We start from the raw sequence: 22,237 nt of genomic DNA, 5'->3' as shown, positions 1-22,237 counted from the left end.
CCCGAGGGGCCGCCCCGACCAGGGGATGTCTTAGAAGTCGAACTGGGCGCGGACCTGGAAGGTGTTGACGTCGACGTCGGCGCCGACGGCCGGGTTGTCGTTTTGAGCCATGCTGTAATTGGCCATGAACCGGACGTAGGGGTGCGGGTACCAGTTGGCGCCCAGGGTCACCGCCGAGTACTCACCGGCCCCGGCCACATCGGTCAGATCGACATTGTCGTAGCGCACGGCGAGCTCAAGCGCGCCCATGCCGCCGCTGGTCACCGGATTGAGGACCTTGGTGCGGTTGAATTCGCCCTTGTTGGCCTCGTAGCGGCGCATCTCGCCGGTGGGGAACCAGCTGCCGTACACATAGAAGGCGCGCAGATCGGCATCGGCGTTGGCGGGCCGATCAACGGAGATGTTCGCGTACTCGCCCTGGAGCGAGAAGTTCTTGTGGACCAGAGCGCCTTCCAGCCCGATCTGGGTGTCGCGAACGCCAATGGCGCCGGTCGAGGCGTATTGAGCCCCGTAGGCGGTGTTGTTGCGGACCGCGTAGTTGAAGTTGGCTTGGTCTTCGCGATTCCGGTAACGCGCCCAGACCCCGAGGTGCAGCTTGGTCTCGTCCAGGTCGATCGGCGCGAAGGTGAAGCGACCGTTGACGCCGAACACTTCCTTCGAACCGGTGGCCGAATTGGTCGCCACATCGGCGGAGTTGATGCTGTCGCCGGAGGCGGCGATCGCGGCCGTCCAGTTCTGGCCATTCGTCTTCGCCTGGATGTTCATGACCCGGCCGACGTTCAGGACGTCGTTGTAGGGGCCGCGCTCCATGAAGGTCGTGTAGCGCGAGGACGTGATGTTCTCGAGCGAGACGGTCTTGAAGTTGCCAACCAGGATCGAGGTGGTGTCGGTCGGCTTGTACTCGAGGATGAGGTCCTCCCACTCGGCGGCGCCGCGGGCCAGCTGCACTTCGGCCTTGTAGGCCCAGTTGGCGTTCCACGTGCCTTCAACCCCGATCCGCGCGGTGCGGATACGCGAATTGCTGGCGGCGAAGTCGACGCCCGTCTGGCGATCCACATCCTGATAGATGTAGTCGAAATAGGTGCGACCGCGGACCTTGAAGGTCAGGGTGTCGTTGGTCCATTGCGGGGCGCCCTTCCAGGCGACCGTGGTGTCCTGGGCGTTGGCGGCGCCAGCGGCAAGCATGGCGACGCTGAGCGCCACCCCGGCGCAGAGCGAGGTCTTGAACGTCATTTCTTCAGATCCTTGTGGAGCTTATCCCCGTGCCCTTGTCAGGCTAGGGGCGGCTTACCGAGGACCTATGACGCTCCGACGAAGCTTGCGTGACGCTCAGGCGTCAGCGTGATGACAATCAGGTTCAAGAATTGTGACAATCGATCCGTAGGCGGACCGATCTACAGCAAGCGAGCGCGGATCGTCTGGCTGAGCATGTCGATCAGGGTCACCGCCACGACGATGACGATGGCGATGGCCGAAACCTGGGGATAGTTGAATCCATTCAAGGATTCGAACAGGGTCTGGCCGATCCCGCCGGCGCCGATCAGGCCGAGAACCGTCGCCGAGCGCGAATTCGATTCGAACCGGTAGAGGGCGTAGGAGCTCCACAGGGGGGCGACCTGGGGGATGACCCCCCAGATGACTTCCTGCAGGGGTGTGGCGCCTGTGGCACGCACCCCCTCGACCGGGCCCCGGTCGATGGACTCCACAGCCTCGGAGAACAGCTTGGCCAGCACGCCGCCGGTGTTCAGCGCCAGGGCCATGACGCCCGCGAAGGGGCCCAGGCCCACGGCGACGATGAACAGCAGGCCGATCACCAGGTCCGGAATCGAGCGCAGCAGATTCATCAAGAGGCGCATGGGCTGCTGCAGCCAGGGCGGGGAGATGTTGCGGGCGCAGACCAGGCCGAAGGGGATGGCCAGGAACACCGCCAGGCAGGTGCCCCAGAGCGCGATCTGCACCGTCAGCCACATCTGGGAGACATAGAGCTTCCAGTCGGTGAAGTCGGGGCGCAGCAGGTCGCGGCCGAACTGCTGCATGTTCTCCGAATTGCTGAACAGCAGCGGCAGGCGGCTGATCTCCACCGGGCCGAAGCTGATCACCAGGAAGGCGATGACCCCGCCCCAGACCAGGATGTCAGGGGCGCGCTGGGCCAGGGAGCGGGTCGGCGGCCGCAGGGCGGCGCTTTGCGGGGCGGTGGCGGTCATCAGACGTCCGGATTGACGGCGCGGCGCTGGGCGGCCTTGGCGCGGATGTCGTCGAAGGCGGCCTGGGCCTTGGCGATCTTGGCGGCGTCGCCGCCGCGCTTGGCGTCGGCCAGGGCCTCGGAGGCCTCCATCTCGCGGATCGGGTCGAGATAGGTGTCGTCGGCCGGACGGAAGCCGCCATAGGCCAAGCCCTTGAGCACCTCGCGCTGCTTGTCGGCGCGCGGACCGGTTCCGGTCCCGTAGGTCAGGAAGAACTGCCGCATCTTCTCGCGGATGGCCGGGTCGAGGTCCTTGCGGGCGACGATGGAGGATTCCGGCAGGGGCGGCGAGTTCCAGATCACCTCGATCTTGGCGGCAACCTCGGGGTTCTCGCGGCCGGCGAAGACCAGGCCGACGGAATTGTTGGTGGCCACGTCCAGCACGCCGTTGGCGACGGAGAAGACATTGGTCTGATGGCTGGCCGAGCGCACGCCCTTGAAGCAGGTGGCCGGCTCGATGCCGCGCGGCGTGAACAGATAGGTCATGGGGGCCAGGGTGCCGGAGGTCGACTTGGCGTCCCCCAGGCCGAAGGAGTAGCGCTTGCCGCACTTGAGCACGTCATCGAGGGTGATGCCGCTGCCCTTCTTCACGATCAGCACCGAGGTGTAGGAATCGGCGCCGCCGGAATCCACCACCCGGCCCAGCACCTCGCCGTTAGCCCGCCGCACGGCCTCCAGGGCCGGCAGGGCGGAGAACCAGCCGACCTGGACCTGGTTGAAGCGCATGGCCTCGATCAGGGAGGTGTAGTTGGTGGCGAAATAGGGCTTCACCTTGACCCCGATCTGCTCGGACATGTCGTCCAGCAGGGGTTGCCACAGGGGCTGCATCGAGGCCTGGTTCTCGGCCGAGAGGATCGAGAAGGTGATCTCGGTCGGCGGCCCCTTCTTCTCCGGCGGCTTCTGGCCGCAGGCGGCGAGCGCCACGGCGACGGCGAGGCCGGTCAGAATGTGGCGACGGATCATTTCGGCGCTCCTTCCCAGAAGGCGTCTTCGAATTCGGGGCCGTAGATGTCGATCAGTCGCGCGCGGTCCAGACCGTCGATCGGACCGTCATAGACCACCTTGCCCGCCTTCAGGGCCACGACCCGCTTGCAGTAGCGCAGGGCGTAGTCGACCTGGTGCAGGGTGACGACCACGGTCAGGCCGTCCACGGCGTTCAGGTCCGTCAGCAGTTCCATGACCTTGCGGGCGGAGACGGGGTCGAGGGAGGCCACCGGCTCGTCGGCCAGGATGATCTTGGCCTTCTGCACCAGCGCGCGGGCGATGGCGCCGCGCTGCTGCTGGCCGCCAGAGAGCGTGTTGGCGCGCTGGCCGGCATAGTCGGCGACCCCCACGCGGGAGAGGGCGGCCATGACCGCGTCCTGGGTCTCCCGGGGCCACAGGCCCAGGGTCCCGCGCAGCATGGGGATGCGACCCAGCGATCCCAGGGCGACATTGGTGAACAGCGAGAGCCGGCCCACCAAGTTGAACTGCTGGAAGATGAAGCCGACGCGGATGCGGGTGTCGCGGACCTTGCGGCTGATCTTGCCGCCGGCCTGGACCGGGCCGCCGAAGGCCTCGATGACGCCGGCGCCCGGATCGATGGTCTGCAGGCCGCTGATGGAGCGCAGCAGGGTCGACTTGCCCGAGCCGGACGGGCCGATCAGGGCGATCATCTCGCCCCGGGCCACACTGAGGGACACGCCGTCGAGCGCCTTGCGAGGGCCAAAGCTCTTTGAGGCGTTCCGTACGGACAGAACGGCGGCGTCAGTCATGAATGCAGAAGTTCCAAGGTCGGCGCACGCAGGGGCGGAGACGCGTCATCGCCGACCGCTGCGACGACTTCATGACACGCCGGCCCGCGTCCGGTCTAGCGTCCGTTAACGCCGTCACGCGCGGCGGGAGCGGGCGGGGCAGGAATGACCCCAAGGCGGGCGATTCAGGTCCTGCGGGACTGTCACAAAACCCTGCGGGGCGGCCCCTCACCAAGCCTTGGCCCCGTCAGGGTTTGCGCGCGATTCACCGCAGCGGAATCAAACCGCTTTACACAGGGGTGATATGCCCCTATTTCACCGCGCTCCGGCGGACCCGAAGTCCTCAAAAGCGCTGCTAACGCCGGCTAGGTTCAACAATCCGTTGGGGGTTACGTGAATTGCACACGTATCATACGCCCCTGGACCTGGTCCGTCAGCGGTCCCCGGAACGTCCTGTCGCAATAGCGCGACCTGACGCGGTGGCTGTGGCGGCGCGCTGGTTCCAGGAAAATTTCCGAGGCGACGTCTTCTACGCTGTCAAAGCGAATCCCTCGCCGTGGGTCATCGAGACCCTGGCGGCCAATGGGGTGACCTCGTTCGATGTGGCCTCGATCCCGGAGATCGAACTGGTGAGCCAGTTCGCCCCCGGTTCGCGCATGGCCTTCATGCATCCGGTCAAGAGCCGCTCGGCCATCTCCCAGGCCTATTTCGATCATGGGGTCCGCACCTTCGCGCTGGATACGCACGAAGAGCTGGCCAAGATCCTGGACGCCACCGGCGGCGCCAAGGACCTGAACCTGATCGTGCGCCTGGCGGTCGCCGCCGAGGGCGCGGCCTATTCCCTGTCGGGAAAGTTCGGGGTCGACGCCTTCGAGGCCCCGGCCCTGCTGCTGGCCGCCCGTCGGGCGACCCAGGACCTGATGGGCGTCTCCTTCCACGTCGGCAGCCAGTGCATGCGTCCCACCGCCTACCAGGCGGCCATGACCCAGGCCTCGCGCGCCCTGGTCCGCGCCGGCGTCTTCGCCGACGTGGTGGACGTGGGCGGTGGCTTCCCCTCGGTCTATCCGGGCATGGTTCCGCCGGCGCTGGCCGACTACGTGGACTCCATCGACCGCGGCTTCGCCGAGATGATGGTCCACGAGACCACCGAGCTGTGGTGCGAACCTGGCCGGGCCCTGGTGGCCGAAGGCTCCTCGATCCTCACCAAGGTCGAGCTGCGCAAGGGCGACGCGCTCTATCTGAACGACGGGTCCTACGGCTCGCTGTTCGACGCGGCGCACACCAAGTGGCCCTTTCCGGTCAAGCTGATCCGCAACGTGGACGGCGAGGCCCAGGAGGTCGAAGGCGCCCTGAAGCCCTACCGCTTCTGGGGTCCCACCTGCGATTCCCTGGACCACATGCCCGGCCCCTTCTGGCTGCCCGAGGACATCCGCGAGGGTGACTATGTCGAGATCGGCATGCTGGGCGCCTATGGCGTGGCGATGAACACCCGCTTCAATGGCTTCGGCGACGCCGAGACCATCGAGTGCGAGGACGCGCCCATGGCCTCCATGTACGGCCTGGCCCGGCGTTCGATCCCGATGCCGAAGTCCGACACCGCCAACGTCGTCAAGCTGTCACGGGCGCGCGGGAAGAAGCGTCGGCGGAAATAACCCCGCCGCCCAGGTGTTGTTGGTCCAGACGGTCGCTCCGTCCCGGCTGGGCTCCTTTTCCATGGACGGGCGCTCAAACTCTAAAGGATCAAGAGAATGAACGCTGACGTTCAGAACACCAACCGCAAGGCCGAATTGCTCTCGACCACCGTCGAGCACGTGGCCATCGACCAGTACGACGCCCGGCCGATCATCGATTCGATGCGGCAGATGAGCTTCACCAGCCGCGACACCGCGCGCGCCGCCGACATCCTGACCATGGCCCTGGAAGACAAGGGCTGCTCCACTTGGCTGACGCTCGCCGGCTCCACCAGCGCCGGCGGCTGCATGCACATCTACCGCGACATGCTGAAGTTCGGCCTGATCGACTGCGTGGTCTCCACCGGCGCCTCGATCGTGGACATGGATTTCTTCGAGGCCCTGGGCTTCAAGCACTATCAGTCCAAGCCCCAGGATCCGGTCGACGACCGCGATCTGCGCGCCCTCTATATCGACCGGATCTACGACACCTATATCGACGAGGAAGAGCTCCAGAACTGCGACGAGACCATCTTCCAGCTCTGCAACGCCCTGGAGCCGCGCCCCTATTCGAGCCGCGAGTTCATCTGGGAGATGGGCAAGTGGCTGGCCGAGGGCGGCGCCAAGAAGAAGGGCTCGCTGATCGAGACGGCCTATGAGCTGGACATTCCGATCTTCTGCCCGGCCTTCACCGACTCTTCGGCCGGCTTCGGCCTGGTGAAGCACCAGGTGGAGAACATGAAGGCGGGCAAGCCCTACCTCACCATCGACTCGGTGGCCGACTTCCGTGAGCTGACCGACATCAAGATCGCGGCCGGCACGACGGGCCTGTTCATGGTGGGCGGCGGGGTTCCCAAGAACTTCGCCCAGGACACCGTGGTCTGCGCCGAGATTCTCGGCCACGAGGTGGACATGCACAAGTACGCCATCCAGATCACCGTGGCCGACGTGCGCGACGGCGCCTGCTCGTCCTCGACGCTGAAGGAGGCCTGCTCCTGGGGCAAGGTCGACGTCACCTGGGAACAGATGGTGTTCGCCGAGGCCAGCACCGTGGTCCCGCTGATCGCCTCGGACGCCTGGCACCGCGGCGCCTGGAAGACCCGCGAGAAGCCCCGCTGGGCCAAGCTGTTCCAGAAGATCGCCAAATAGGCTGACCTAAAGAAGCGGCCGTCACGCCCCAGGGCGTGACGGCCGAGTTCAGCGTGTGGGGAGGATACCCGCTCGCTATTCCGTGGGGTCGCGCCGCCGCGCGGCGCCTACTCGCAATAGATCCGCACCTTGGTCCGGTCCTGGTCGACGTCGACCGTCAGGTCGTTGAGCTGCTCCACCAGCTGTTCCAGGTTTTCCGGCTTCAGAGCATTGATGTCGAAGGGCACGCCGTGCTGGCGCATGGCCTCGTTGACCTTGTCCCGGGCCTGGGGCGGGATGATGCTGGAGAGCCGCACCCCGGCGCGCAGCAGGTTCATCGGCACCCGGACATTGACCTTGGTGGGACCGCCGTGGCCCTCGTCGGTGTCGACGGCCACCCGCAGGTATTTCGGCGCGGCCTTGGCCGCCGGAGCGCCCTCGGGCGCCCGCGGCGCGGCGCCCCGTTCCAGGGCGGCGATCAGGCGTTCGGCCTCGTCGGGCGTGACCTTGCCTTCCGACAGCATCTGCAGGATCGAGCGGCGATCTTCGCTCATGGCGGTCTCTCCTAGAGGATCTTTAGGTGGACGTTGGCCCCGTCGGTATCGACGTCGACCTGTGTGCCGCTGAGCGCCATCAGCACCCGGCCGACCCCGAGCATGGCCATGGCCGGATTGACCCCGAAGGGCCGGGGCAGCAGGACGGCGATCCCCATGATCAGCATCAGCAGGGGCGCCAGCAGGATCAGCAGCGGGGTCACGGGCAGCCACAGATTGATCTCGCGCCGGGGGCCCGGCTTGCGCACCCGCGGCACGGTGCGCCAGCGCAGCCGCTCGGCGCGCTCGCGCATGACGGTGAGGCCGCGGGGCGCCTTGCGGCGCTCCGGATTGGCCACCTCGGTGGGCTGGACGGAGGTGGGAACCGGACTCACGTGACGGCCTCCAGTTCGGCGATAGCGTCCTGGGCGCTGATCTCGCCGCGGCTCAGCCGCTCCAGGACCTCGGTCCGGGAGGGCCGGGGGGCGACATCGAAGACATCCAGGCTGGCGGCGATGCGGTTCAGCCGGGCCTTCACGGTCGGGTAGCTGACCCCGAACACCTGCTCCATCTCCTTGATGGAGCCGTGGCTGCGCAGGAAGGCGGCGACGAAGATTTGATCCTCCGCCGAGAGCCTGGCCAGTTGCGGCGGCTCGAAGGCCCCCTCAATGGCGATGTCGCGGTCGGCCAGCCGAACCCGCTCCACCACCAGCGGCGCGCCGCCGGTGAGCTGGGTCAAGGCCTGCCAATCCTGGACTTTCGCTTGGCTCACGGGGTCCTCGCCTCGGGTTTCAAAAACGGTATCTCAAGAAAATTGATTTTTCAACTGCGATATCTTGAGAAAATCAATTTCATGATCGGGCGTTGCGTCCGCCGGCCGCCCGCGCATGATGGGGCAACGACCTAGGGAGTGAGACGGATGAGCCGTGTACTGATCGCCTTGAGCCTGACGGGCGCCCTGACCGTCGCCGGATGCGCCATGATCCGGCCCGCGCCCGCCCCGGCCCCGCGCCCCCTGCCCACCGGCTATCTCACCGCCCAGACCTGGCCCGACGCGGCGGTCATCCTGCCCCCCGCTCCGGCCACCGGCTCGCCGCGGGAGGCCCAGGACCAGGCGGTCTACAAGGCCAGCCGCGCCCTGGAGGGCTCGCCGCGCTGGTCGCTGGCTCAGAACGACGTCCCCTCCCTGCCGGCCAACATGCTCACCGACTTCAGCTGCGCGATGGACGCCCCGCTCTCCCCCCAGACCACGCCCAGGCTGATGGCCATGCTGAGCCGGATGGGGATCGACGCCAGCCGTCAGGTCTCCAGCGTCAAGGACGTCTTCAAGCGCAAGCGGCCCTATCTGATCGCCGGCGAGGGAAACATCTGCGCGCCCAAAAGCGACTCCCTGGCCGCCAGCCCCGACTATCCCTCCGGCCACGCCACCTGGGGCTGGGGCGTGGCCCTGATCCTGGCCGAGATCGCGCCGGACCGGGCGACCCCGATCCTGACCCGCGGTCGGTCCTTCGGCGAGAGCCGGGTGGTCTGCGGCGTGCACAGCGTCAGCGCCATCGAGGCCGGGCGCACCAATGGGGCGGCCCTGGTGGCCGCCTGGCACGGCGATCCCGCCTTCCGCGCCGACCTGGAAGCCGTCCGAACCGAGATCGCGACGGTGCGCAAGGCCAGCGCCAAGCCTGAGGCCAGCGCCTGCAAGGTGGAGGCGGAGCTGACCGCCAAGACTCTCTGGTAGGCTAGATTCCGGCGTACCACTCGTAGCCGCGATCTTCCCAGTAGCCGCCCTTGCCGCGCCCGATCTGGGCGAAGTCGGAAACGGCCTCGATCCGCATGACGTACTTGGCGTGCTTGTAGCCGAGTTGGCGCTCGACCCGCAGGCGCAGGGGCGCGCCGTGGGCGACGGGCAGAACCTTGCCGTTCATTTCGTAGGCCAGGATGGTCTGGGGGTGGTAGGCGTCGATCAGGTCGATGCTCTCATAGTACTGGCCCGAGCCGTCCAGGGTCATTTCCAGGCTGTCGGCGCAGTGGAAGACGATGTAGCGGGCCGTGTCCTTCAAGCCGGCCAAGTCCAGCAACGGCCCCAGCCGCGCGCCCTTCCATTTACCGATGCTCGACCAGCCCTCGACGCAGTCGTGGCGGGTGATCTGGGTGCGGGAGGTGAGCGCCCGGACCTCGGCCAGGGTCAGGGACAGGGGCTTGTCCACCAGGCCGTCCACCACCAGGCGGTAGTCCTTGAAACCGGTCTCCAGCAGGGCCCGGTAGGCGTCGTCCGAGGGGCTGATGGACCCGTTGGCGCGGAAGTCGCGGGCGATGTCGGCCTCGGTGAACTCCTGGGCCAGGGCCTTGCGGCTGATCAACAGCCGGTGGGCGCGGCGGGTCAGGCCCTCGGCGCTCTGCAGGGCAGCCTGGACGCGGGGGTTGTCGTTGACCTTGTTGCAGCCGGTGAGCCAGAGGCCCGCGGCGGCGGCGGCCGCGCCCTTCAGCCAGCCGCGGCGGGTGTCGGCGGCGCTCATCGGACCCCTCCCTCGACTTCGATGGCGTAGCGGCCGGTGATCATCGACCGCAGATTGTTCCAGACGCCCGAGAGCAGGACCATGGCCAGATGGACCAGGACGAAGGCCACGATCAGGCCCGCGCACAGGAAGTGGATCGTCCGCGCCGACTGACGACCGCCGAACACCGCCGGCAGCCAGGGCTGGCCCGCGTCCACCGCCGGCGACATCGTCAGGCCCGTCAGCACCATCAGCGGCAGGACGATCAGCACGATCCCGCCATAGGACAGTTTCTGCAGGGCGTTATAGCCCCGGGCCTCCTCGCCCTTGGCGAAGCGCAGCCGGGCGTGGTCGGTCACCTCCCGCCAGAGCTGGCGCGGGGCCAGCTGGTCGCGGGTGGGCAGCAGGTCGCGCAAGATGTGGCCGTTGAGGATGTTGGCGGACAGATAGACCAGACCATTGAGGACGAAGAGCCAGGCGAAGAAGAAGTGCCAATGGCGGCCGTCCGCCAGGCTGCGATAGCCCGGCGCCGTGGCCCAGGCCGGGAAGCCGCGAGGCTCGCGCATCCCAGGCTTGCCGGAATAGCCCAGCAGGCCGGTGGTCTCGATCCTGAGGGACCCGATCTGGGTGACCCCGATCATGTCGCCGCCCTTCTCCACCGCCGTCATCGAGACCCAGGGCTCAGCGAAGGTGGATGTCTGGCCCCAGTAGAGGGCCGGATGGGCGTTGAAGATCTGCAGGCCGCTCATCAGCAGCAGGGTCAGAGCCACCACGTTTATCCAGTGGGTGATCCGCGTGACCGCCGCGTGGCGATAGACCAGCACCTTCATCGGCGGCGGTTCGGACATGATCGCGTTCCCTCCCAGGCGCCCTTGAGCTTGGCACACCGCCGACAGGTCGGCGACGCCCATCGTCGGCCCGAGCTTGAGCGTGAAGACGAATTCGCCCGCCGCCCCCTGTTGGTTACACCGCCGCTCCCATAAGTTCGCGCCAACAACGGGGGATGGGTGCGTGAGCGAAGGCGTCGAGGTCTGGGGCGGAGGGGTCAACACCTGGGAATGCGACGAGATGGGGCACCTGAACGTCCGGTTCTGGGTGGCCAAGTCCCTCGAGGGATTGGCGGGCCTGACCGCCCAGCTGGGCATGCCGCGCGCCTTCACGCAGGGCGCCGTCTCCACCCTGGTGGTGCGCGAGCAGCACATCCGCTTCCTGCGGGAGGCGCGGCCCGGCGCCTGCCTGATCATGACCGGCGGGGTGGTGGAGATGGGCGAGACCGACGCCCGCCTGCTGCTGGTGATCCGTCACCTCTCCGGCGAGCCCGCCGCCACCTTCCAGGTCGTGGTGGCCCACGCCACCGGCGATGACCTGCGGCCCTTCCCCTGGCCGGCCCGCATCCGGGCCAGGGCGCAGGCCCTGAAGGTGGAGATCCCGACCTTCGCCGCCGCCCGCAGCATCGACCTGTCGCCGGTGACGCCCATGGCGTCCCTCGACAAGGCGCTGACCCTGGACCTGAAACGTATTGGCATGGGGGTGATCCAACCTACCGAGTGCGACGTGTTCGGCCGCATGCGGGGCGAGATGTTCATAGGCCGGGTGTCGGACGGGGTCAGCCGGCTGTTCGGCGAGACCCGTCCCGGACCCGCGCCGGTCGAGGGTGAGGCGCCGAAACGCATCGGCGGAGCCGTGTTGGAATACCGCGTGCTGCACCTGGACTGGCCACGGGCGGGCGATTCGATCGAGCTGCGCTCAGGCTTCGCCGGCTGCGACAGCCGCACCCGGCGGGTCATGCACTGGATGGTCGATCCGGTCAGCGGCCGCGCCTGGGCCAGCGCGGAGGCTGTCGTGATCAGCTTCGACCTCGACGCCCGCAAGGTGGTGGACATCACGCCGGAGGCCCAGGCGGCCTTCATGGCCCAGGTGACGCCGGGCCTAGGTCTCTAGGACCGCCGCGCGCAGGGCGCTCGCCACGACATCGGGCCGCTCCATGGGCAGGAAGTGGCTGGTCCCCGGCACGGTCTCCAGGGTGATGCGGCCCGAGGCCGTCAGCTCGGCCTCATGACCCTCCACCCGGCAGGTGGAGCCGTGCTCGGCGCGGAAGATGGTGATGGGGGCGGTGGAGCGGGCGAAGGCGTCCCAGGTGTCGTGGGCCTGGGAGGTGAAGTTCGAGGCCTCCCATTCCGGGGCGCAGGTCAGCTCCACCTCGCCGTCCGGGCGGTCGCGGAAGCCATCGGCTACGTAGTCGGCCAGCATGACCGGCGTCCAGCTCTTGAAGGCGCCGCGGCCGGTATAGGCCTCGATCACCGCGGCCCGGCTCGGGAAGACCGAGCGGCGACGCAGGGCCCCCTGCACCAAGGGCGATTCGATCGGCTCCCCGGCGCGGCGGGCGGCGATCATCTCCGGCGCCAGGACCACCGGATCGAACATCACCAGGCGTTTGACCCGGTCCGGGGCCTCGGCGCTGGCCAGGATGCTGGCGGTTCCGCCCATGGAGTGTCCGGCCATGACCAGGTTCTTCAGGTCCAGGGCGGCCATGAAGGCCAGCAGGTCGTCACGCAGATTGTACCAGGAGTTGCGCCCCTCGATGTCCGGCGGAAGTCCAGACCGGCCATGGCCCCGCTGGTCCACCGCCAGGATGCGGAACTCCGCGGCCAGTGGCGCCAGGATGCTTGCGTAGGTGCGGGCGTTGAAGCCGTTGGCATGGGTGAAGAGGATGTCCACCGGCCGCCCGGAGGGCCCGAACTCCAGCGCCGACATCGCTCCGCCCCGCTCAGGCAGATCGATCCGCACCGGGCGAGGCTCGCCCGCGACCGCAGCATTCATGGGAACTCTCCTCCGACCGGCTCCATATAGCCGCTGTTACGCCCTCGGCCAGAGCTAAGCCTTCACGCGAGGCGTGATCGCCAAACCGGGGAATCTCAAGGGCTTGCGGGGCCTGCGGCGAAAAGTGATCACGAGAGCGTGAATTAAAGCCTTGCCCTCGCCGCGAACCACGGCATATTCCTCTCTCGCGCTTGCGGCGTTTCCCATTCGGGGGGCGAGTCGGGCGCTTCATTACTCCGTTTCCTAGGGGACCAGCCACATGACCTCCGAACTGCTTCGCAAGCTCCTCGTCGCCGGCGCCGCCGTCGCCGCCATTTCCGTCGCCGCCTGCGGCAAGCCCGCTGAAAAGGCCGCCGACGCCGCCGCTGAAGCGACCGACGCCGCCGCGACCGCGACCGACGCCGCCGCCACCGCGACCGACGCCGCCGCCACCGCCACTGCCGACGCCGCCGCCGCTGCTGCTCCGGCCGACGCCGCCGCCGCTGCCGCCGCTGCTGCTCCGGCCGCCGCCGAAGCCGCTGCTCCGGCCGCTGCCGCCGCCGAAGCCGCCAAGAAGTAAGCTTCGAGCGCACAAGCGTTCTACGAAGGGCCGTCCTCCGGGGCGGCCCTTTTGTTTTCGCCTGATCAAATTGAGGTGAAGCTCAGCCTTGCCCTCGACGCGAACCCAGGCATATTCCCCCTGTTGGGGCCCTCCCGAAGGGGCGCGCCTCGTTGGGTGCTTTTAACTATCAAAATCTAAGGATCTGGGACATGACCTCCGCCATTCTCCGCAAGCTGCTCGTCGCCGGCGCCGCCGTCGCCGCTCTCTCGGCCGCCGCCTGCTCCAAGCCCGCTGAAAAGACCGAAGCCCCGGCCGCTGAATCGGCCGCTGTCGCCGCCGACGCCGCCGCCACCGCGACCGACGCCGCCGCCACCGCCGCCGACGCCGCCGCCGACGCCGCTGCTGCTCCGGCCGCCGCTGACGCCGCCGCGATGGCCGCTGCTCCGGCCGCCGCCGAAGCCGCCGCTCCGGCCGCCGCCGCCGCCGAAGCCGCGAAGCACTAAGCTTCTCGACGCATCTGCGTCTAGGAAGGGCCGTCCCCTCCGGGGGGCGGCCCTTTTCCGTTTCAGGTCCCATGAGCGACGCAGCCCCCCCTTCCCCTCTGGTCTGGGCCGATGACGGCCAGCCACGCTCGCGCCTCTACGGGGACGTCTATTTCTCCACCGAGGACGGCTTAGCGGAATCCCGCGCCGTCTTCCTGGCCGGCTGCGGCCTGCCGCAAGCCTGGCGAGGGCGGAGCCGATTCGTGGTGGGCGAGCTGGGCTTCGGCACCGGCCTGAACATCCTGGCCCTGCTGGACCTGTGGCGAAACACCGCAGAGGCGGGCGCCCACCTGCACATCTTCAGCCTCGAGGCCCACCCGCTGTCGGCCGACGAGGCCCGCCGGGCGCTGGCCGCCTGGCCCGAGCTCACCGACATCGCCCGGCTGCTGACCGACCGCTGGCCCGGCCGGGCGCGAGGGTTCCATCGAGTGGACCTGCCCGAGGTCTCCGCCACCTTGGACCTGGCGGTGATGGACGCCCACCAGGCCCTGGAGGGCTGGGGTGGCCAGGCCGACGCCTGGTTCCTCGACGGCTTCTCCCCTGCCCTAAATCCCGGCATGTGGGACGAGGCCCTGCTGGCCCTGGTGGCGGCCCGCTCCGCCCCCGGCGCCCGGGCGGCCACCTTCACCGTGGCCGGGGCGGTGCGGCGGGGGCTGCGGGCGGCGGGGTTCTCGGTGGAGAAACGCCCCGGCCACGGCCGCAAGCGCGAGCGCCTGGAGGCCCGGCTGCCCGGCGAGGCCGTGGAGATCCCGCGACAGAGGGTCGCGGTGGTGGGCGCCGGCATCGCCGGGGCCAGCGCCGCCCACGCCCTGCGCGCCCTGGGTTGCGAGCCCCTGCTGATCGAGGCGCAGGCCCCCGGCGCCGGCGCCTCCGGCAACCCGGCCGCCCTGGTGACGCCCCGCCTCGACGCGGGACTCGGCCCCCTGGCCGCCCTCTTCGCCCAGGCCCTGGACCGGGCCCGGCGGCTCTACGCCGAGACGCCGGACGCCATCCTCTCCCAGGGGGTCCTGCAGTTGGCCGAGGGCCCCAGGGACCTGGAGCGGTTCGGCAAGATCGCCGCCAGCGACCTCTTCGAGGCCGGCGCCCTGGCGGTGCGCCCAGCCCTCGCCGCCGCCGACCTGCTGGGGGAGCCGGTTCCCGCCGCCCTGGATCTCACCGGCGCCCTGGTGGTCGAGCCCGCGGCCATCCTGGCCGCCTGGTGCGGCGAGGTCCTGAGGGCCCGCGTTGCGGTCCTCAGCCGGGGAGACGGGGTCTGGATCCTGACCGACGCGCAGGGGCGGACCCTGGCCGAGGCCGAGACGGTGATCCTAGCCACCGGGCATCAGGCCCTGTGGCCGCAGCCGGACCTGCGTCCAGTGCGCGGCCAGGCCAGCTGGACGCAGGACGGGCAGACGATCCACGCCGCGGCCTGGGGCGGCTATGTCCTGCCCACCCGCGACGGCCTGCTGTTCGGCGCCACCCACGACCGCGATGAGGTGACCGCCGAGGTCCGGACAGCCGACCACGACCGCAACCGAGCCACCCTGGCCGCCGCCCTGCCCGAACTGGCGGCTCGCATCGCCCAGGCGCCCCTGGCGGGCCGCGCGGCGGTGCGCGCCACCACCGCCGACCACCTGCCCCTGGCCGGTGTGGCGCCGGGAGCGGAACCGGGCCTCTTCCTGCTGGGCGGCTTCGGGTCGCGGGGATTTTGCGCCGCCCCCCTGCTGGCCGAGCACGTGGCGGCCCTGGCCCTGGGCGCGCCCTCGCCCCTGCCGGCCGACCTGGCCGAACTGGTGGATCCGAGCCGCTTCGCCCGTCGCGCCGCCCGCCGGGGCCGCAGCATGATCGGCTAAGCAAACCTTGGCAGGTTTGCTTACAATTCGAGTTCTTAGCAGCATTGATTTTGTTTCCAAAAAAGCAAAATCAATCGTGGCTCCGGACACGCCGGGCTGCTTGGGGACGGTCGATGCCGAGATCCAGGTCATGAAGATCATTTCCCTATCCGTCGCCGCGTCGATCCTGGCCCTAGCGGGCGCTCAGGCCACGGCGGAGCCCAAGCCGGCAAGGCCGGCCAAGAGCTGCTTCTCGGCCCACAACGTCTCCAACTTCGCGGTGGCGGACGACCGGACGGTGAACATCCGGGTCGGGCTCAAGGACGTCTATCGCCTTGACCTGCTGGGGGTCTGCCCCGACATCGACTGGCAGAACAAGATCGCCATCAAGTCCCGCGGCTCGTCCTTCATCTGTTCGCCCCTCGACGCCACCATCCTCGCCGCTGGCCCCTTCGGCCGGCTGCAGCGGTGCGAGGTGAAGCAGGTGCGCAAGCTGACGCCGGAGGAGATTCTGGCGCTGCCCTCCCGCGAGCGGCCCTGACCCAAAAAAGAGGGCGCCGTCCGACGGACGACGCCCCTTTGAGGTGCGTTGGAAGGCCGACGGGGAGAGCCCGCCGGTTAGAATTTCTTCTTCACCCCCACCTTGAAGGAGCGGCCATAGGGGTTGCCGAGGAACGGGTCGTAGCTGATCTCCAGCCGGGCTGCGGACGGATCGCGGTCGAGGAGGTTGAAGACCGACGCCGTGAGCGTGGTGTCCCAGGGCAGTTGGAGGCGATAGTTGAGGTCGACGGAGTAGAAGTCCTCGACCCTCAGTGCGAAGAGCACCGGACGCACGGCGCCGGTGGTGTCCTGGACGTTGATCGGAGCACGGTTGTCCACCGCGCCGTCCACGAAGGTGACGTCGGTCCTGAGATTGTGCGGCCCGAAGCTGTATTCGGCATAGGCATTGGCCCGCCACCGGGACACCGTTCCCGGGAACCGATCGTAGTTGGTGAAGCCGAGCGCCGTATAGGCGGTGGACACCAGAGTGCCGGCCACCCGGAACTCGGCGATGTCGTACTTCAGCAGGTAGCTGACCGAGGCGCCCGCGCCGAAGCCGCCTCCAGCGAAGTCGTTCGACTTGAAGTCGATCGAGGCGTCGATGCCGGACATCTTGATTTCCGGACCATTCACGGTGTCGGAGCGGACCCGCTGAATGTCGTTGCCGACCGTCACGCCTTGGGCGCAGGCGTTGTTGTTGTTGAAGGTGATCAGCGGACGCAGCGGGCTGGAGCAGTTGACGAACTGGCTGCCGTTGCCGGTCCCCCCGACCGCCGTGGCGACGATCTGCGCCGGGACCGTCGTGATCTGGTCCTCGATCTTGTAGCTCCAGTAGTCGATGATCGCGCGGAAGCCGTGCGCCTCGACGATGGCGCCCAGATTGTAGGTGAAGGCCTGCTCCGGCCCGACGGCGGGGTTACCGGTGAAGTCGACCGACTTGAAGTTGTTGCCGGCCGCCAGGATGCCCGAAAGCCCCGTGACGCTGTTGGAGGACCTGTTGGCCGGGGTGGGTCCGCGGAACGTCGTGCTGACGGACCCGCGCAGGGCCAGCACATCATTCAATTGCCACTTCAGCGCCAGCTTGGGATTGGTGGTCGATCCCGTCTGCCCGCCATAGTCCTCGAAGCGAACCGCCAGCTGGGCGTTTATGTTGTCGGTGAAGGGGATGTTGGTCTCGGCGAACACCGCATAGACCGAGTCGTCCAGTTCCTGAGGCGTGCCCTGGCCGAGGAAGATATAGGGACCGGTGGGGAAGGCGCAGTTGGTCTGACCGATGGTCGGACAGGGGGTGACCCGCGAGTCCTGCAGGGGACTCCGAAGCCGGGAGTCGAAGTTCGTCGCGCGATACTGGGCGCCGGCCGCCCAGCCGATCGCCCCGCCGGGAAGCTGGAACGGCAGTTCACCGTTCAAGACGGCGTCAAGCACCAACAGGCTCTGGGTCTGGGTGGAGGCCGGGAAGTCAAAGAGCCAACGAACCAGTTCCGTGTCGTTGGCGTTGGCCGACACGTAGCCGGGATTGGTCAGGCCCAGCGCCGGGTTGCCTGAATAGCCGTTCGAGAAGGGGTTGAAGTACTTGCAGCCGCCCGCGCCGGGGCTGGTCCCCGTGCAGCCCGCGCCGCCAAGGCCGTTGAGGGCGCGTTGCAGCCGTTCGATCACGATGTCGGGCGTGCTTTGCACGTTCTTGGTCCGGGAATAGGTGACCGCGGTGTCCCAGCCGATGCCGTTCCCGAACTCGCCGGTCAGGCTCGCCGAGACGCGGTAGATGTCATAGTTGCGGAAGCCGATCTGGCCGCCATTCCCGAACGCCGGGTTGCCCCCCGCGCCAAGCGCGCGGAACAGGGTCAGGGAGATGTTGTTGGTCGCCGCGATCGTGGCGGGCGACAGCCCCGCCTGCTGCAGGGCCGTGATCGCGCCGGGATTGGTGGTGGGGACCGTGAAGACCCCGACGCTGCCCGGACCATTCGGCCCCTGGATCGGCGGGAAGGCCGGCGAGAACCGCATGTGGGGCAGGTCGGTCTTGGCGTAGTGCGCCTCGACGTGGAACCGAGTGGTGTCGCCAAGGTCGAAGTTCGCCTCGCCGAAGACTTGGTAGCGATTCTCGTCCTCGATCAGGTTGTCGTACGGAATGTAGGTGAAGTAGCAGGCCGGGGTCGCGCCGCTGAAGCCGGCGAAGCCGCCCACGGCCGCGCAGTTGGCGTCGCGCTGCACTCCGGCAGTTGGGATGGCGCCGTTGCGCGGCAGGAACGAGGGGGGCTGGCCCAGGACCGAATAGCCCGAGGGGTTGGTGAGGTAGGACTGGTTGGCCCAATCCCGCTCCATGGAGGTCAGTTCCGAGCGATGCTGGTAGCCCGCCGTCAGCAGGATATTGCCGTTGTCGCCCACCCAGCCGTAGGCCAGGCTGGCCGAATAGTCGCCCTCCGACCCGTCGACGAAGCGGTAGTCCGCCGCCGCCTCCAGGCCGCTGAAGTTCTTGCGGGTGATGAAGTTCACCACGCCGGCGATCGCGTCGGAGCCGTAGGTCGCCGCCGCGCCGTCCTTCAGAACCTCGACGCGCCCTATGGCCGCCCCCGGCAGGAGATTGGTGTCGACGCCGCCGCTGCCGGCCCCCGCCGAGGCCACGGATCGCCGCCCGTTCAGCAGGACCAGGGTCCTGAGGCTGCCCAGGCCGCGGAGATTGATCGTACCGGCGCCCACCTGCCCCTGCGCGGCGGTCGAGAACTGGTTGCTGTCGCCGAGCACCGGCCCGCTGACGGGCAGGGACTTGATCAGGTCGATCGTCGTCGGCGAGCCCCGCTTCTCAAGTTCATCGGATCCAATCACGTCAACCGGCAGGGCTGCGTCTTCTGGCGTGCCACGGATGAAGGAACCGGTGACCACGACCTCCGTGACCTCGGTCCCCTGCTCCTGGGCCGAGGCGGCCCCCGAGAGCCCGAGCGTCAGGCCAAGAGCCAAGACGGATACGCCGCACAGATACCTGGTGCTCGACATTTGATTTTCTTCCCCTTCTGGAGCCGTCCCCGTCTGACGCGGAGCCCTGAACGGAAGGATCATCCGCCCCAGTTTTTGACGCTGCCAGTAATTTTTCCAATTCTGAAACATAACTTCGTTATCTCGCCACGATCTCGCCACGACTTGGGGTGGCGGCTGGCCCTCGTGGGCGGGAGAATCGCCCACCACGGCGCTGTCGCAAGAAAAGAGGGGCGCCGTCCAATGGACGACGCCCCTCAGTTGCGTTGGACGACCCGACGGCGGAAGTCCGCCGGCGGTCTGGCGTCGCCGCCTAGAAGCTCTTCTTCAGACCGACCTTGAACACGCGCCCAAGCGGGTTCCCGTTGGTGACGTCGTAGTTGTAGAAGCTCTGGGCGAACGGCGGATCCGTATCGAGCAGGTTCTGCACGCTGAGCGTCACAGTGGACTCCCAGGGCAAGTCGACCCGCAGGTTCAGATCATGCTGCCAGAAGTCGTCCAGCTTGCCGACGCTTTGATAGGTGCCAGTGGCGTAGTTGTAGCGGCAGTCCGCCGTGACGGCAGCGCTCGCGTCACCCGCGCAGACCGGGGAGGCGATGGTCGTGCCTTCACGATAGAGCAGCTGGTAGCGCAGGTTCCACTTGTCGCCGGCGACATTGACGAAGGCCGAGGCGCGGGTCTTCGGGAACGAGTAGAACTCGCCCGTCAGGTCGTGCTTGCCGGCCCGGTCGATCGCCGGGGCGATGGTGACGGAAGGGTCCTCCAGCAGGGTCGTGGCGCCGCGCTTGTATTCCTTCGTCAGAGTGGCTTCGGCGCCCACGGTCACCTGAGTGTCGTAGAAGTCGATCCCGAAGAAGTTGTTGAAGTCATACTGCGCGCGAAGGTCGAAGCCGGACGTCTTGGTATCCTGACCGTTGACGATCTTGATCGTCGCCTGCAGCACATTGGTTTGGGTGGTGCAGACGGCGGCGCCGCCGACATTCACGAAGCGCGCCGCGAAGGCGGGCTTGGCGCAGTTGGTGGCGTTGAGGGCGGCGAGGAGCTGGCCCGCGTCCTCCACGATCAGTTCCTTCTTGAAGTCGAAGGTCCAGTAGTCGACGGAGGCGCTGAAGCCGCCTGACGTGATCAGGACGCCGAGATTGCCGGTCGTCGCGGTCTCGGGTTCGAGGTTGGGGTTGTTCTCCGTCACGACGGCGCGATAGGAGCCCGCGATGTTGCGCACACCCTTGCTGCTTCCAGGCGTGAGGGCTGTTTGGCCGGGCGCGCGGAAGGTCGTCCCCGCAGAGCCGCGGAATGCCAGCCATTCCATCGGCTGCCAGCGGGCCGAAATCCGCGGGTTGGTGGTGGAGCCGACATTGCCGCCGAAATCTTCGTGACGCACGGCGCCACTGATCTCGAGGGTGTCAAACACCGGAATCTTGACCTCGGCGAAGGCCGCACCGACCCTGCGGTCGACATCGTTGTCCTTCTGGGCGCCGAAGAAGACGAACGGACCGGTGGGGTTCGCGCATTGGCCCTGCTGGCCATCGATGGAGTCGACGCAAGGCGTGGCTTGCACGTCGCCCAGGTCGGACCAGTCATCCTGGTTACGATCGAAGCGATATTGCACCCCGGCCGCCCAGGCGATGTTGCCGCCCGGCAGGGCGATGCTGGTTTCCTTGTTGATCACCGCATCGGCCACCAGGATTTGGTTGGTCGCCACATTGGTGTAGCTGCCATAGAGCCAGGCCTTCATCTGCGGATCGTTGGCAACCGAAGCCACATAGAGGGGGTTGGCGGCGCCGTTGACGGCGCTGACGGCGATACCGTTGGAGAAGGGGTTGAGATACTTGCAGTTTCCAACGCCTGGCGTGCCGGTAGTGTAGTTGCAGTTCGGGCCACCAAGGCCGTTGAAGGCCCGCTGGATGCGGTTCACCAACAGGTCGTTGGTGGTGACGGTGCCCTTATTTTCCATGAAGGTCAGGGCCGTGTCCCAGCCGAGGCCATCCAGGAAACCGCCGTCGAACCTGCCGTTCAGCCCGGCGGAAATCCGGTACTGGGTCTGCTCGATCTGCTGATAGTCGGCGCCATCCGCATTGAGCGGATGACCTTCCACGCCGATCAGGCGCCAAGCCGTCTGACTGGTGGTGACGCCCGCCGCCATACCAGCGCACTGGGCCGCGGTGAGCGGCGCCACGCAGTTGGTGCGCAGGGCGATCAGGCCGGGATTGCTGGCCGGAATGAAGTAGCGGGTCTGGTTGTTGTAACCCGGCGCCGCCGTGGACCCGGAGGTGTTGGCAGTCGGGAACTGGGTGGTGAGGTTGGCCGGAGACAGCCGCTGGTCGGGCACCGCGTTTCGGTTCCAGGCGATTTCACCATGGAACCGGATGTCATCACTCAGGTCGAAATTGACCTCACCATAGAGCTGATAGTGATGCTCTTCGTTCACCAGGTCATTGAAATTGCTGAACTGGTAGCGGCAGAGGGCGCCGCCGCTGGTCACCGGCTTGAGGGCGCCGGAAAGTTCCTGGGAGCCGAGAACGTTACAGCCGTTGTCGCGGAACAGCCCGCCGCCGGAGGGGGTGCCATAGGAGCCGGGGCTCGCCGAGCCTGACCAGCCACCGTAATAGACCGACTCAAACGGCCGGACCGCGTAGTCGCGATCCTGGGCGTCGAGCCGGCCGCGGCCGCGGTAGCCCGCCGTCAACAGGATGTTGCCGTTCTCGAAGACCTTGCCGTAGGCGAGGCTGGCGTCGTAGTCACCCCCGTCAGAGTCCTTGATGAAGGCGTAGTTGCCGTTGAACTCGAAGCCGTCGAGATCCTTGCGGGTGATGAAGTTGACCACCCCGGCCACGGCGTCGGAGCCGTAGGTGGCGGCCGCGCCGTCCTTCAGAATCTCAATCCGGCCGATAGCGGCCGTCGGCATGAAGTTCAGGTCCTGGCCGCCCCCCTGATAAGCCGCCGCGGTGGTGTCGGCCAGGCGTCGGCCGTTCATCAGCACAAGGGTTCGCGAGGAGCCGAGGCCGCGGAGATTGATCGAGGCCGTGCCCGCGCCACCGTTGTAGCGGTTGCTTTCCCCGAGCGAGGACTGGGCCGCGGTCAGGGTCTTGACCAGCTGGACGACGCTGGGCGCCCCCTGCTTGGCCAGTTCCTGGACGCCGATGACGTCAACCGGCTGGGCGGCCTTTTCCGAGGTCCCGGCGATGAAGGATCCGGTGACCACGACCTCCTCGACCACGGTC

General features: G+C 67.8%; 20 protein-coding genes. 8 read left to right on the top strand and 12 right to left on the bottom strand.

The window, feature by feature from the left end; all coding sequences use genetic code 11:
• Positions 1–30: 30 nt before the first annotated feature.
• The 4 genes from Q7T09_RS13680 to phnC all read right to left on the bottom strand — a co-directional run bounded on the left by Q7T09_RS13680 (position 31) and on the right by phnC (position 3,996).
• Positions 31–1,233, bottom strand: a complete 1,203-nt coding sequence (locus Q7T09_RS13680; protein ID WP_304700438.1) for an OprO/OprP family phosphate-selective porin — start codon at positions 1,231–1,233, stop codon at positions 31–33.
• A 161-nt stretch (positions 1,234–1,394) separates the two neighbouring features.
• On the bottom strand, positions 1,395–2,204 hold the full coding sequence (gene phnE / locus Q7T09_RS13675) for a phosphonate ABC transporter, permease protein PhnE (protein WP_304700437.1): 810 nt from the start codon (positions 2,202–2,204) through the stop codon (positions 1,395–1,397).
• A complete protein-coding gene (gene phnD / locus Q7T09_RS13670; RefSeq protein ID WP_304700436.1) occupies positions 2,204–3,205 on the bottom strand; it encodes a phosphate/phosphite/phosphonate ABC transporter substrate-binding protein in 1,002 nt (333 codons plus the stop codon). Before phnD ends, phnE begins: the two co-directional genes overlap by 1 nt.
• Complete coding sequence (gene phnC / locus Q7T09_RS13665) at positions 3,202–3,996, bottom strand: phosphonate ABC transporter ATP-binding protein (protein ID WP_304700435.1); 795 nt, start codon at positions 3,994–3,996, stop codon at positions 3,202–3,204. The genes phnD and phnC overlap by 4 nt, the downstream gene beginning before the upstream one ends.
• Positions 3,997–4,373: 377 nt before the next feature.
• On the opposite strand from phnC, the gene Q7T09_RS13660 reads away from it, so the two are divergent.
• Positions 4,374–5,627 carry a type III PLP-dependent enzyme gene (locus Q7T09_RS13660; protein ID WP_304700434.1) on the top strand — a complete coding sequence of 418 codons (1,254 nt, stop codon included), beginning with the start codon at positions 4,374–4,376 and terminating at the stop codon, positions 5,625–5,627.
• Positions 5,628–5,723: 96 nt separating this feature from the next.
• A complete protein-coding gene (locus Q7T09_RS13655) occupies positions 5,724–6,794 on the top strand; it encodes a deoxyhypusine synthase (protein ID WP_304700433.1) in 1,071 nt (356 codons plus the stop codon).
• A 107-nt stretch (positions 6,795–6,901) separates the two neighbouring features.
• Here the strand turns inward: Q7T09_RS13655 and Q7T09_RS13650 are convergent, their stop codons facing one another.
• From Q7T09_RS13650 to Q7T09_RS13640, 3 genes are read right to left on the bottom strand one after another with little or no spacing between them, the layout of a single operon-like run.
• Positions 6,902–7,327 carry a hypothetical protein gene (locus tag Q7T09_RS13650; protein WP_304700432.1) on the bottom strand — a complete coding sequence of 142 codons (426 nt, stop codon included), beginning with the start codon at positions 7,325–7,327 and terminating at the stop codon, positions 6,902–6,904.
• 11 nt (positions 7,328–7,338) lie between these two features.
• Entirely contained in the window at positions 7,339–7,701 is a 363-nt protein-coding gene (locus Q7T09_RS13645; protein ID WP_304700431.1) for a hypothetical protein, read from the bottom strand.
• Entirely contained in the window at positions 7,698–8,078 is a 381-nt protein-coding gene (locus Q7T09_RS13640; RefSeq protein ID WP_304700430.1) for a DUF2089 domain-containing protein, read from the bottom strand. Before Q7T09_RS13640 ends, Q7T09_RS13645 begins: the two co-directional genes overlap by 4 nt.
• Before the next feature lie 147 nt (positions 8,079–8,225).
• Here Q7T09_RS13640 and Q7T09_RS13635 point away from each other — a divergent pair, with 147 nt between their 5' ends.
• Entirely contained in the window at positions 8,226–9,038 is an 813-nt protein-coding gene (locus tag Q7T09_RS13635) for a phosphatase PAP2 family protein (RefSeq protein ID WP_304700429.1), read from the top strand.
• 1 nt (position 9,039) lies between these two features.
• Here Q7T09_RS13635 and Q7T09_RS13630 read toward each other — a convergent pair whose 3' ends face one another.
• Together Q7T09_RS13630 and Q7T09_RS13625 are read right to left on the bottom strand one after the other, a co-directional pair.
• Positions 9,040–9,816: a molybdopterin-binding protein gene (locus tag Q7T09_RS13630; protein ID WP_304700428.1), complete on the bottom strand. Its 777-nt coding sequence runs from the start codon at positions 9,814–9,816 to the stop codon at positions 9,040–9,042.
• A complete protein-coding gene (locus Q7T09_RS13625; protein ID WP_304700427.1) occupies positions 9,813–10,643 on the bottom strand; it encodes a cytochrome b/b6 domain-containing protein in 831 nt (276 codons plus the stop codon). The genes Q7T09_RS13630 and Q7T09_RS13625 overlap by 4 nt, the downstream gene beginning before the upstream one ends.
• A 163-nt stretch (positions 10,644–10,806) precedes the next feature.
• Between Q7T09_RS13625 and Q7T09_RS13620 the strand changes: the two genes are divergently transcribed.
• A complete protein-coding gene (locus tag Q7T09_RS13620) occupies positions 10,807–11,736 on the top strand; it encodes a thioesterase family protein (protein ID WP_370689249.1) in 930 nt (309 codons plus the stop codon).
• On the opposite strand, the gene Q7T09_RS13615 is transcribed toward Q7T09_RS13620, so the two are convergent.
• Positions 11,725–12,615 carry an alpha/beta fold hydrolase gene (locus tag Q7T09_RS13615; protein ID WP_304700426.1) on the bottom strand — a complete coding sequence of 297 codons (891 nt, stop codon included), beginning with the start codon at positions 12,613–12,615 and terminating at the stop codon, positions 11,725–11,727. The genes Q7T09_RS13620 and Q7T09_RS13615 overlap by 12 nt on opposite strands.
• 259 nt (positions 12,616–12,874) lie before the next feature.
• Between Q7T09_RS13615 and Q7T09_RS13610 the strand changes: the two genes are divergently transcribed.
• The 4 genes from Q7T09_RS13610 (at position 12,875) to Q7T09_RS13595 (ending at position 16,050) form a co-directional block, all read left to right on the top strand.
• Positions 12,875–13,174 (top strand): hypothetical protein, encoded by a 300-nt coding sequence (locus Q7T09_RS13610; protein WP_304700425.1) that lies wholly within the window; start codon positions 12,875–12,877, stop codon positions 13,172–13,174.
• Between the two features lie 191 nt (positions 13,175–13,365).
• Positions 13,366–13,659 (top strand): hypothetical protein, encoded by a 294-nt coding sequence (locus Q7T09_RS13605; protein ID WP_304700424.1) that lies wholly within the window; start codon positions 13,366–13,368, stop codon positions 13,657–13,659.
• 71 nt (positions 13,660–13,730) lie between these two features.
• A complete protein-coding gene (gene mnmD / locus Q7T09_RS13600) occupies positions 13,731–15,530 on the top strand; it encodes a tRNA (5-methylaminomethyl-2-thiouridine)(34)-methyltransferase MnmD (protein WP_304700423.1) in 1,800 nt (599 codons plus the stop codon).
• Positions 15,531–15,660: 130 nt separating this feature from the next.
• A complete protein-coding gene (locus Q7T09_RS13595; protein WP_304700422.1) occupies positions 15,661–16,050 on the top strand; it encodes a DUF6491 family protein in 390 nt (129 codons plus the stop codon).
• 77 nt (positions 16,051–16,127) lie between these two features.
• Here Q7T09_RS13595 and Q7T09_RS13590 read toward each other — a convergent pair whose 3' ends face one another.
• Positions 16,128–19,037 carry a TonB-dependent receptor domain-containing protein gene (locus Q7T09_RS13590; RefSeq protein WP_304700421.1) on the bottom strand — a complete coding sequence of 970 codons (2,910 nt, stop codon included), beginning with the start codon at positions 19,035–19,037 and terminating at the stop codon, positions 16,128–16,130.
• 292 nt (positions 19,038–19,329) lie between these two features.
• The coding region (locus Q7T09_RS13585) for a TonB-dependent receptor domain-containing protein (protein WP_304700420.1) at positions 19,330–22,237 on the bottom strand (2,908 nt) is incomplete at its 5' end.

Source organism: Phenylobacterium sp., from assembly GCF_030645195.1.
Lineage (GTDB): Bacteria > Pseudomonadota > Alphaproteobacteria > Caulobacterales > Caulobacteraceae > Phenylobacterium.
The sequence above is the reverse complement of the archived record's forward strand: the minus strand, read 5'-3'. Positions and strand labels throughout refer to the sequence as shown.